8 protein-coding genes are annotated in these 12,366 nt (G+C 43.1%); 3 read left to right on the plus strand and 5 right to left on the minus strand.

The window, feature by feature from the left end; all coding sequences use genetic code 11:
• Positions 1 to 126 precede the first annotated feature (126 nt).
• Positions 127 to 735 (minus strand): hypothetical protein, encoded by a 609-nt coding sequence (locus C900_RS14390; protein ID WP_009580717.1) that lies wholly within the window; start codon positions 733 to 735, stop codon positions 127 to 129.
• 99 nt (positions 736 to 834) lie between these two features.
• Between C900_RS14390 and C900_RS14395 the strand changes: the two genes are divergently transcribed.
• Positions 835 to 2,154, plus strand: a complete 1,320-nt coding sequence (locus tag C900_RS14395) for a DEAD/DEAH box helicase (RefSeq protein WP_009580718.1) — start codon at positions 835 to 837, stop codon at positions 2,152 to 2,154.
• 546 nt (positions 2,155 to 2,700) lie between these two features.
• The gene (locus C900_RS14400) at positions 2,701 to 4,317 is read left to right on the plus strand and encodes an ABC-F family ATP-binding cassette domain-containing protein (protein WP_009580719.1); all 1,617 of its coding nucleotides are present in this window, start codon (positions 2,701 to 2,703) and stop codon (positions 4,315 to 4,317) included.
• Positions 4,318 to 4,620: 303 nt separating this feature from the next.
• Here the strand turns inward: C900_RS14400 and C900_RS14405 are convergent, their stop codons facing one another.
• The 4 genes from C900_RS14405 to C900_RS14420 all read right to left on the minus strand — a co-directional run bounded on the left by C900_RS14405 (position 4,621) and on the right by C900_RS14420 (position 8,810).
• A complete protein-coding gene (locus tag C900_RS14405) occupies positions 4,621 to 5,046 on the minus strand; it encodes a hypothetical protein (RefSeq protein WP_040496831.1) in 426 nt (141 codons plus the stop codon).
• Positions 5,047 to 5,135: 89 nt separating this feature from the next.
• Entirely contained in the window at positions 5,136 to 6,545 is a 1,410-nt protein-coding gene (locus C900_RS28495) for a GAF domain-containing protein (protein WP_009580722.1), read from the minus strand.
• A gap of 499 nt (positions 6,546 to 7,044) precedes the next feature.
• On the minus strand, positions 7,045 to 8,295 hold the full coding sequence (locus tag C900_RS14415) for a hypothetical protein (RefSeq protein ID WP_157494035.1): 1,251 nt from the start codon (positions 8,293 to 8,295) through the stop codon (positions 7,045 to 7,047).
• A 329-nt stretch (positions 8,296 to 8,624) separates the two neighbouring features.
• Positions 8,625 to 8,810 (minus strand): pinensin family lanthipeptide, encoded by a 186-nt coding sequence (locus tag C900_RS14420; RefSeq protein ID WP_040496832.1) that lies wholly within the window; start codon positions 8,808 to 8,810, stop codon positions 8,625 to 8,627.
• A gap of 471 nt (positions 8,811 to 9,281) precedes the next feature.
• On the opposite strand from C900_RS14420, the gene C900_RS14425 reads away from it, so the two are divergent.
• Positions 9,282 to 12,281 carry a T9SS-dependent choice-of-anchor J family protein gene (locus C900_RS14425; protein WP_040496833.1) on the plus strand — a complete coding sequence of 1,000 codons (3,000 nt, stop codon included), beginning with the start codon at positions 9,282 to 9,284 and terminating at the stop codon, positions 12,279 to 12,281.
• Positions 12,282 to 12,366 lie beyond the last annotated feature (85 nt).

Here is a 12,366-nt window from a genome sequence, read left to right on the forward strand (position 1 = left end):
TTCCAGTTTAGAGTTTCCAGTTTAGAGTTTCCAGTTTAGAGTTTAGAGTTTAACGAAAAAAATTAACGCAGAAAAAAGGAAAATAGGAAGAAAATTAGTTTGGGAAATTAGCATTCTACCCACTAGCTATTTATGAGCTTTTTCAACCAACATCATTACTTCCTCGGGAGGCATATATAGCCTTCTTATTTTGCTCTTGAAACGATCTGGCAGATGTGTATGATTCAAAATGTAGTTTTTTGTCTGGATAAGGTGCCCTGCAAGGCCTTGATGAATGGCATAGGTATCAGCAACGCGCTCAGCCCCGATAATAAACGATTTGCTGATCAGATAGCCGATACCAAATTTGATCAGTGAAAAGAAACCCCGGTGTGTGTAGTCGACAATATGGCCCAATTCATGGCCGATCCAACCTACCAGTACGTCAACCGGCATTGAATCAATAAATATTCGTTCATCTTCAATTTCGAAATACTTATTCATCAAAATGATATACTCCCGCTCCTCACGTCTTCTGAACATGGTACTTATCACAGGCTGGGCCTGCATAAAGTGCTTCCTGAAGCTTTCCTTAAAAGCAAATGTAATGGTCGTGTCCTTCAACATAGGATAATACGACAGCGCTGTCAGTATTTCCTTTCGAAGGATTTCAGGGATCACCTTCTTGTTCGCAAATTGCTCCAGGTCCTCCTGCTCGATATATTTTGCCTGTGATATCTTTCTTGCTGTACTCATAATGTGCTTATGTTCAATAAACATGCCTAAAATGAATTAACCAGGTAACACATTATGGCATTTCCTCTTTTCTGATTTCAGATTTATTACCTTTGCATCATGCTAACACATCCTGATCTCAAAAGATTTCTCACCCCCCTAAATATTACCGATCTCAATAACATGCAAAAAGAGTCGCTGGAAAGGTACGACTCCGGACAGGATATGTTGCTACTGGCACCTACCGGCACAGGTAAGACCCTGGCATTTTTCCTTCCTCTGATCGGTCAACTTGATCTGGAACAAAATGAAGTTCAGGCGTTGGTACTGGTTCCCTCTCGTGAGTTGGCGCTGCAACTAGAGCATGTTTTTAAAACGATGAATACCGGCTTTAAAGTAAACTGCTGCTACGGTGGGCATAGCATGAAAACGGAGATGAACAACCTAATGCACCCTCCGGCAGTACTGATTGGCACACCAGGACGTATTGCAGATCATCTGAAAAGAAAAAGCTTTTCAGCCACCGGTGTACGTATTCTTGTTCTCGATGAATTCGACAAGTCATTGGAGTTTGGCTTTGAAGATGATATGACTTTTATCGTTCGTCAGCTACCGGCATTAAATAGTCGAATTCTCACCTCGGCCACCAACATGACCAGGATACCCCCTTTTGTGGGAACATCAAACCTTCAGGTGCTTAACTATACTATGGACCATAGTTCTGCTCTATTAGAACTGGTTACCGTCTCAACTACTTCTGCCGAGAAGCTTGAAACACTTTTCGCTCTGATCTGCCATATCGGGACTGAACCCATGCTTGTATTCTGCAATCACCGAGAAGCTGTAGACCGGATCAGTGAGCTATTATTCGAACGGGGGATCGTACATGAAGTATTTCATGGAGGAATGGAACAGGAAGAACGTGAGCGTGCTTTGTTGAAATTTAGAAATGGGAGTCACCATGTGTTGATAACAACAGACCTCGCTTCACGAGGGCTGGACATACCCGGTATTTCGCACATCATTCACTATCAGTTGCCGCAAAAGGAAGACGCATTCATTCACCGAAACGGAAGAACGGCCAGGATGAATGCCTCAGGTACAGCTTACCTGATCATTACAGAAAATGATGACCAACCGGATTATATCCAGGGTAAAACGATAGATATACAAGTTCCGCAGGATGCGCATCTCCCCGCTCAGCCGGAATGGGAGACATTATACATCAGTGGAGGCAAAAAAGACAAGATCAACAAAGTAGACATTGTGGGTTTGTTCCTAAAAAAAGGAAAATTAGATAAAGAAGAGTTGGGACTTATCGAGGTAAAGGATAATTTCTCTTATGCTGCTGTGAAACGAACAAGAGTGAATGAGTTGCTAAAGAAAGTCAATAATCAGAAACTAAAAAAGAAGAAGGTAAGGGTGCAGATAGCGCTTTGAGATCAGTTAAAAAAAATCCCCGAAGGCCTTGCCCTCAGGGAGTTTTTTGTTGTCTATAGTTGGCTTTAATTGATACTAAGATATAACGATCGTTTATAACTGGGAAGTTTATACCGTTAAAGCGTCATATTAACAGACGAACTGCTGAAATTGTAGATAAACTGCATGTTTGGCTGCTGGTGGCTGGTACTTGTAGCAGGTTGCTAGTTTCTGGTTTCTTGCAATGTTGCTTTTACTGGTTTGACGATTGATATTTTGCACACAGCTTGAAACTCAAAGCTTGCAGCTATCCGTGCTTCCGACTTCGGTCTTCAGACTCCCGGCTTCGTTTAGGTTACTTCCTTTGCGAGGAAAGCTTTATTAGTCCTTATAGGCTAAGTAAATCGGCATTCTACTCAATACTCACGACCAAATACTCAGACTCTACATGTCTACTGCCGATTGATAATATTTAATGTCTTTGGTGGAGAAACTGAAAACTTGGAGGGTAAACTGTGAACTGATCATTATTTCAAGTAACTTTGCACCCTGAAAATCGGAGAAGGTATGATCGCAGCTAATAATGTTTCTTTACAATACGGCAAAAGGGTTCTTTTTGACGAGGTTAACATCAAATTCAGTCAGGGCAACTGTTATGGCGTAATAGGCGCCAACGGGGCGGGTAAATCCACTTTCCTGAAAATATTGGGAGGAGATATTACGCCCACTTCGGGCCATATATCTATAGAGCCGGGCAAGCGGATGGCGGTTTTAAAGCAAAACCACTTTGAATTTGATGAATTTACAGTAATTGACACTGTAATGCGCGGCCATACCAAGCTTTGGGCAATTATGCAGGAAAAAGACGCCATATATGCCAAGCCCGATTTCTCGGAAGAAGATGGTATCAGAGCCTCGGAACTAGAGGCAGAGTTCGCAGAGATGGATGGATGGAACGCAGAGTCAGATGCTGCAGCCTTGCTCAGTGGGCTAGGTATCGATGAGGCTGATCACTACAAATTGATGAAAGAGCTTAACGGTAGCCAGAAGGTACGGGTTTTACTATCCCAGGCGCTGTTTGGCAATCCTGATATACTGATCCTGGATGAGCCTACCAACGACCTGGATATCCATACTGTAAGCTGGCTGGAAGATTTCCTTCTTGATTTTAAGAACACCGTTATTGTTGTTTCGCACGATCGTCACTTTTTAGATACGGTATGCACCCATATAGCGGATATCGATTTCGGGGCTATCAAATTATATACGGGCAACTATTCTTTCTGGTATCAGTCAAGTCAGCTAGCGCTGAGCCAAAGGTCCGCAGCCAATAAGAAGGCCGAAGAAAAGAAAAAAGAGCTGCAGGAGTTCATCGCAAGATTTAGCGCCAATGCTTCCAAATCAAAGCAGGCTACCAGCAGAAGAAAGCTACTGGAGAAGATTAACATTGATGACATCCAGCCTTCGAACAGGCGCTATCCCGCCATTATCTTTAATCAAAAGCGGGATGCGGGAGACCAGATATTACAGATCGAAAAACTCAATAAGTCAGCAGATGGAAAAACACTGATCAAAAACCTTGATCTGTTTGTGAATAAAGGGGATAAGATTGCTTTCATAAGCAAAGATAGCCTGGCTGTCACTTCACTGTTTCAGATCCTGATGGGCGAGGAAAAAGCAGATTCGGGATCCTTCAAATTTGGCCAGACGATCACAAACACCTACCTGCCTAACGATAATGAAAAGTTTTTCAAGAGTAATGATAACCTGATCGACTGGTTAAGACAATTTTCCGATGAGGAAAAGGATGAAATATTCATTCGTGGCTTTTTGGGCAAGATGCTATTCTCAGGAGAGGAAACATTAAAGAAATGTAATGTACTTTCAGGAGGTGAGAAAGTAAGATGTATGATCTCACGAATGATGTTATCAGGGGCGAACCTGCTCATACTTGATGAGCCAACAAACCACCTGGATCTTGAATCTATCACTGCTTTTAACAATGCCCTTAAAGATTTTCCCGGAACGGTCTTGTTTACCTCACACGATCATGAATTCACACAAACCGTTGCCAACAGGATTGTGGAGCTGACGCCTAATGGCTTTATGGATAAACTCATGACCTATGATGAATATATCTCTAGCGAAAGGGTTGCCGAGCAAAGAGAAGCCTTGAGGGCATAGAGCCTGACGCTTAGTGTATAGCGTAGGTACAAGCCTGAAATTCTTCTTCCGGGTCGAAGATAATTCTTTTGTTTTACCTTTCACCCGGACACACCTTATCCAACAATTTATCCGAATGCAATGAGCATAACTGGTTATCCTTAATCATTACAAATCCCGGTAGTAGGCGTAGTAGATCGGGACAGGGTTGTAGCCGTTGGAAATAAAGGGCAGTCAGTTTTTAGGCCTGTTTTGTTATAAGAATACAATTTAATCGGTTCTACCATATCGAACTCACGGTAAATTATATACACATTGGGAAACTCAGAAATGCACTATTTCCACATGCTCTAAATCCATACGGCCCAGATAGCTTGTTTTGGCACTAAATGTTTCACTACCATTGTTATTATACAATATGTTCCTGCTGTAAGAGATCGATTGGTTATCTACCTCAACATCCTTTATAAGCACTTCTTTTTCATAACCATTGATGAGTTCAAATTCATGTGCGGCAAGCTCAGATATCAGTGTATCCCAAACTATTTCACCTCCCCCATTGTACAGATTTCTAGAAACAGCCAGATAAACAGATATTTCCAATTCGGCATATGAAGAGTGGTTATAATCAATGTCTGTTTGAAGTATAAACTCAACTTTTTTATTAAAAGTGACTGGTGCCGGTGCTTCGTCATCGTTACATGCCCACAGCAAGCAACAGATGGTTAATAGTGTTACAGGTTTTATCATGGCATCAAATGTAGGAGGCAAATATAATTTTAAATAGCAAGTCAAGATCTCCGTATAAATATTCTTTTCGGAATGCCTTTAAACTTTTGTTACTGTTTTTGCAGCGCTATCAATTGGCCTTCAAGTTCCTCGATGCGGGCTATATATTCTTTTTCCTTCCTCGCCATTTCCTCCTGGGTAGCTGAAAGTTCCTCCATATTCTGACGCATCTCTTCTTCCTGAGCACGCATCTCCTCCGTCATTTGCTGAGAGGAACTGAGCAGTGTCTCCGTTCTGGAGGTTACTTTGTTAGTAGAGATGGAAGAAGCGATAGACTCTCCTGCCTTTTCCAAAAAGTTTATGTGATAAGGTTCAAATTCCTTAAAGGATGCCAACTCAAGTATTCCTTCTATCTTTTCATTTATTTTCAATGGTACGATCAATACATGAGAAGGTGTAGCCTCACCCAGGCCGGAAGTGATAGCAATATAATCCTGGGGTACATCTTTCAAATAACAGGTTTCTCCTTCAAGGTATGTCTGACCGATCAGCCCCTGCCCTACTTCATAGCTACTTTCAATATGCTTTTTACGGCTATAGGCATACGCAGCCACCAGATCAATAGTCATGGCGTCCGGGTCCTCATCATTTATAATATAAAGTCCGCCCTGATTAACCTTAGTATAATTTACTAGTTTAGAAATAAGGCGGTCGTATAACTCTTCCCTGTCAATTTTTGACTGGAGCAAACCTGCTATTTCCGCCAGACCTGTCGTAGCCCAGTTTCGTTTTTCGTCTTCAGCACGGGCCACCTCTATTTCTTTTAGCGTCTTTTTCAGCTCCTCCTCATTTTTCGCTGCCTCTTCATTTTTTGCGTGAGCTTCCTCAAACAGCCGGGCGTTCTTTTTTTCATACTGGTGATTAAGGTTAAATAAAAACACCATTGCACAAAGTAACACCACCATGATTATGAACATATCTTCATAAACTACATCGTAATGGAGGCTTTCTATGCCAAGTTGCTTATGATTGATGCCAAGGGAAGTATGGATAGTATCGTAAAAGATTGAAACGGCCATGATAAAAATCACCCCAATGATCAGCATTATTTTCTCTCTGGTGGCAAATAGAGTGAAAGGCAAGACCAGGCTGCTCACTATCACCATTCTTGGAGAAATGTAGTGGACAAGTTCAATATTTTCAGGATGATCGAACTTAATGCTGATATTCAGCCAAAGTATGCCAATAGCAGGTATGAGGCTGACCATCAGCCGCGAAATGCTATGAAGTTTGAATTTATTAAGGGCAATGATTCCCAGAGTTACAGCCAGGATAATTGAGAATAACAGATAGTTGCCATTCTCACGAAAAGAAAAAATGATCATAAAAATAATGATCATGGCGCCAATGATCACTCCCAAACGGTTCGAAAGAATTACTCTATGCTGTAGTTGAAAGTCCATATCCTCCTCTACACCAACACGTGACAATTTTCGCCAGATATCACTGATATAACTCATAAAGGTTAAATGTTGTAGGTTGCTATTAATGTAAAAGACAAATTAAGGATTAGTTTGAAATTAGAAATAGTAAATCTCAAAAAAATTGAAAAGGCTTATCAGAAAGCGTGCAAGGACGAGAAGCAGGCCATTAACGATCGGGGTTTAGCCATTTGGCAAAATTCGGGCCGGTGAAGTAAGATTTCCTTGATTATTACACCTTTTTTCCAACTCAACAACATCATTAAAGAATTACCCATATCTAACTGTCCTGTCTAATGTGCTATTCCAACCTAATTCCTGTATCCGGATGTCATAGGTGATTATTTTGTTTCATGGCATGAGTTACAGCTAATCCGTTAGTGCCAATCTGCATATAAAAAAGAGTAAATCGCTTTAATATTTTCTCTATGATGTGCTGTAATAGTACCATTACCTGCACTGCTCGGTTACATTGTGCAGCATTGTCCTGGTATATATTGTTCGGGATACACCTGTAGAGGGCTTTTCAGAAAAGCAACTACTTCCTCAACCTGACACCTGTTTTGAATACCACCGGGCTATTATAAAGGCCATCTTGATTGTCGTGGAGCACATTGAATAGCACCATCGCCTGCATTTCCAACCATTTGGCAACGTTGAATTTTCTGCCCACCCCAATAAGCAGTGTTTGTTTCCATGTTCTCTCAGGAAGCTCACTATTCAGGTTCGAAGTGCGCATTCTCTCCCCTTCCAGGTAACCGAAAAAGTTTTTAAAGGCCATATGATTAGCAAAAGCACTATAGCCGTATACCTCGTCATTGATCTGCTGGTTTACGCCATACTTATCCGCCCTGAATTTGGTTCTATAAGCGCCAGTTATGCCCACCTCAAACAGCTTATTGACCTTATATCCTACAACAGGTGACAGATCAATGCTTAGCGGGTTGGTTTTACTGATGTTGAAGTTACCACCAAGTACAAGGCGCTTCCAGAATGACTCTCCTTTTAACGAGGTTCTTTTCACTGCACTGCTCAGGTCATTGCTGTTGGGCATGTAGGAGTACTTTTTCTTTAGTTCGCCCATTTGAGATTGTACCTGCTGTATCTTGTCAGCATTCTGAGAGATATATTCCCTGGCATGTGAGGCCATTTTTTTCTTCAGCTCCTGTTTTGCTGCGGCCTGTCTGAGTTCTTCTTGGGTTTGCTCCAGTTTGTTTTTATAGTCGTCAAGTTGCCCTAGTTCCGAGTCCTTTGGCAGATCGTTGATCGCTTTAAACTCCTCCGTGTCTTTCAGCATTTCTTCGCCACGTTTCACAGCTTCATCTTTTACCTGACGGGTAGTAGTGGAGTCAATAGTTACGTCAGGGATATCGGTTCCGAGCTTTTCTTCAGCCATGGCCCTGGTCCTGCTTTTAGCTTCTGATTTAAGCTGATCACTAGCGGTGGAGTCCAGGGCAACATCCGGTAGTTTCACGCCCACCTCATTTTCAATTTCAGATCTTACCCGTGTCTTTGCGGCTGATTTTGCCCGGTCATCGAGCGTTGAATCCAATGCCACATCAGGAATGTCAACATAATTGTTGAGAGAATCCTTTGCTGCCTGGTTAACAATAGCTTTCGCCTCATCCACAATAGTGCTATCCACTACCGTGCCCGCACGAGACCCCAGGGAATCCAGCACCACCTCCTTTGCCTGACTTTTTAGTGTGTCTGTTTTCGTTTCTGTTTTCAGGCTATCGCTTTCTTCTTGTGCTGTTGCTACTGAAACAGAAAGTATTAGAACTAGCAAAGTGTAAATTCTTCTCACAGGCAGATCATTGGAAGCCACAAATTTAAAACTTTTCTTTTAATTATTATAATCCAAAGGTAAATTTCTAAATCTATGAGAGATAAAGATGTAAAAGGCAGATATAATGACTGGTTGATGATACTAACATTACATTGAAACTTCCAGTGTGCAGAATGCCAAATTGGGGTTCCAAATTTTAACGCGGTATTATGGAGAAAGGAGGGTGAAAATAGTCCATGAATTTAGTGATCGTCACACTAGTGTTGCTTTTCCGGCTGTAAATGTAAATGCAAAGAGGAGTTCGCTACTCCCCTTTGCATTACTATTTATTAACTTTCACACCGGTACGCAGTATCGGCACAGCAGTGGGTAAGGATACCCGGACCGGCACTTTGGGGAGGCGTGCACAAGATTTGGGTAGCTCCTCCTTGTACTTTCACAGTTTCGCTGACATGAGCATTCAGCGCTGTGACAAAACTTTTGACTTTGATCTCATTGATTTTAAATTTTTTCATAACAATTGGTTTTTAGTTGGTTAAATTTATCTATTCAATATCAATGCCATTAAAGCTATAACCGTCATCCTATCCCTATTTCATACATTGCATATCGGGAGAGGGAACTATGCATAAATAACTGCTTCAAAGATGTATATATCTCTCCCTTGGTGCCTCCGAACATTGTATTCAATATAGCATTTTAGACGGAAAAATGCCCGGATTAATTCCTTTGGGTGCTTGAGAATCTGTTTGAATAATTTTCTTCGAGACAATATTGATGTAATCTATTCTGAAATTGGCGATTTTCAGTTCAGATCAATTCCAAACAATAATATTCAATAAAAATCTATTCAAATGACAGCTTAGTATAAAGAGAAAGTCACTCATGTACTATAACCTGATCCTTTTCATGCAATCGAATTGCATTTAGTGATTAATTTGGGCGCACCTAGTTTTAAACCATTTACAACCTAAAAACCTAACATCATGAAAACAAAATTACTTTGTTTTTGTGCCGTATTCGTCATGTGTTATGGCGTACGCGCACAACAAACCCAACAGCAAGACCAGCAAGTTCAGCACGCTACTTACCATGTCAGCAGTACGTATGTCCGTGAGATACCAGCACTATCTTCTATGGATAATATCATTGCTGCGCAAGGTGAGGAGCACATAGCGCCACCCAAGAGACGTGGGACCAACACGTTTGTACCTGGCAAAGGTCTCCCCATCGGAGAAGATCCTTTGGCGGCAAGACAAAGAAGTGTTCAGAGAACGGCATCTGAAACGCTACTGGCAGCACCTGTAGCCTCCTTTGATGCCCACATCGGCACTGTGCTCAATGACCCTACAGGAGCCATAGGACCTAATCATTATGTCTATGCTTTTAATTCGGGCTTTGGCATCCTTGACCGCTCCGGCAATGTGCTGGCGCCCGAAGCCTCACTTGGCACACTATTTCCCGGTGAAACGCTGGGTGACCCCGTGGTGATGTATGATAATTTTGCAGACAGGTTTATTGTCATGGAGTTCAGCAACTCTCCTAACGGCATCCTGGTAGCAGTATGCCAGGGTCCTGATCCGGTGAATGACGGCTGGTATACCTATCGCTTCAACACCGGCACTTTCCCTGACTATGAAAAGATGTCTATCTGGAGTGACGGATATTATATCACGGCTAACAAAGATCAAAACAGCGCTTCAACCAGCGAGGTGGTATTTGCGCTGGAGAGGGATAAGATGCTTACAGGTGCTTCAGCCCGGATGATCGGCTTCCCGCTACCAGGTATAAGGACCAGTGGATTTTATAGCCCGGGAGGTTTTAATGCTACAGGTACAGCGCTTCCTCCGCTGGGTGTCGGGCATTCGGTTATTTACATGCAGGACGACTCCTGGTCCGGTGTTTCTCAGGATCATCTGAAAATATGGACCACCAGCGTAGACTGGACAACACCGTCCAACTCAACGATTTCGTCTCCACAGGTACTCAACACAGCACCTTTTGATGGTGTGTTTGACGGTGGCTCATTCCAAAACCTTGACGAGCCTGGCAATGGCCCCGACCTGGATGCCTTGCAGGCGGTCATGATGTTCATGACCAACTACAGACGGTTCGTCACGCACAACTCCGTGGTACTCAACTTTGTAGTAGATGTAAGTGGAAATGACACCAGGGCTGGTATTCGCTGGTATGAATTGCGGCAAAACAGTGATGGCGACCCATGGACCATTTACCAGGAGGGAACTTACCTGCAACCTGACGGTCACAGCGCATATAGCGGAAGTATTGCCATGGATAGTGAAGGTAATATTGGCCTGGGTTATACCATTGTTAGCAGTACAGTCTATACTTCGCTGCGTTACACTGGCCGTCTGGCTACAGATCCTCTCGGAACAATGCCGCTGGGAGAGCAGGTAGTTGTAAATGGGGATTCAGAAGAAAACCGGGGTGACGGACGTTATGGTGATTATGCACAAATGACTGTGGATCCCCTGGATGACCTTACATTCTGGCACATCGGTGAGTATTTTAAGGGCACCAATATAAGAAGAAGTCATGTAGCAGCATTTAAACTGGGTACGGGTGTACCGGACACAGAAGCGCCAACAACACCTACCGGTCTGACTGCTTCCAACGTAACTGCTACTGCTGTTAACCTTAGCTGGAATGCCTCAAGCGATAATGTAGGGGTAACCGGGTATAACATTTATCGCGGGGGTACTTTACTAACTACCGTAAGCGGCTCCAGCCATACCGTAACCGGATTATCACCACAAACCAGCTATACTTTCACCGTTAGTGCGCGTGATGCCGCCAATAACGAATCAGGCATGAGTAACAGTGTTAATATCACTACCCTGGACCTTGCGGGCTGTACAGGAGGTATCAGTGCTTATCCTTATAATGAAGGTTTTGAAAACACCATTGGAGCGTGGACACAATCCACTGACGATGATGTGAACTGGACTGTAGATGCCAATGGTACCCCCTCCAGTGGAACGGGCCCTTCAAGTGCAGCACAAGGATCATACTACATTTACGTAGAAGCCTCCGGAAGCGGGTATCCTAACAAACGCGCTATTATTACTTCGCCATGTTTTGATCTGGGTGGTGTTACAGAAGCCTCTTTTAACTTCAAATACCATATGTATGGTTCCTCCAATATGGGTAGTCTTGCACTGGAAGCCAGCGCTGATAATGGCCAGTCATGGACAAGCATATGGAGCCAGACAGGCAACCAGGGTAACAGTTGGAAAAACGTGAATATAGACCTGGCGGCTTATGTAGGCGGTAGTGTACAGCTTCGTTTCAACAGAGTAACAGGCGGCACATGGCAGGCTGATGTAGCTGTTGACAATGTGACTCTGACCACAGGCGATACGGGTACAGATTGCGTTTCCGGAGATGTGGAACTGAGCATAACGCTTGACAATTACCCGCAGGAAACTTCCTGGACGCTAAAGAACTCAGCAGGTACTACCGTTGACTCTGAAAGCTACTCTACTGCCAACCCTGACGGTTCTACCGTTACCCGAACGTTTAGCGGACTGGCGCCTGACACCTATACTTTCACCATCAATGACAGCTATGGTGATGGTATCTGTTGTGGCTATGGAAATGGCTCATATACACTATCCAGCGCTCAGGGAACAATTGCAACAGGTGGCAACTTCGGCAGCTCAGAATCAACGGAATTCTGCGTTGAAGGTCAGACTGCTCAGTTGAGAACGCATGCGCTGGCAGGTGATGAAACAGACCTGTTCCAAATCTACCCTAACCCTACTAAAGGCACATTGAATATCCGGTTGAAAGAGCAGTCCATTGATCATATCCGGATATTCTCAATGTATGGTTTGTTGGTAACAGATATAAAGGATCAGGGTACTTATGATCAAATAGATGTATCTAAGCTGGCTCCCGGAACCTACTTTGTAAGATTTACTTCAGGGGATCAGCACGTGACCAGAAAATTTGTCAAAGAATAACTTTGCAGGTTAACCGAGAGAAAAAAGGCCATCCGGAGAATACGGGGTAATTCCCTGCTTTCCGGAAGGCCTTCATAAATAATTT

Origin of the sequence: Fulvivirga imtechensis AK7, assembly GCF_000331535.1 — a bacterium.
Classification (GTDB): domain Bacteria; phylum Bacteroidota; class Bacteroidia; order Cytophagales; family Cyclobacteriaceae; genus Fulvivirga; species Fulvivirga imtechensis.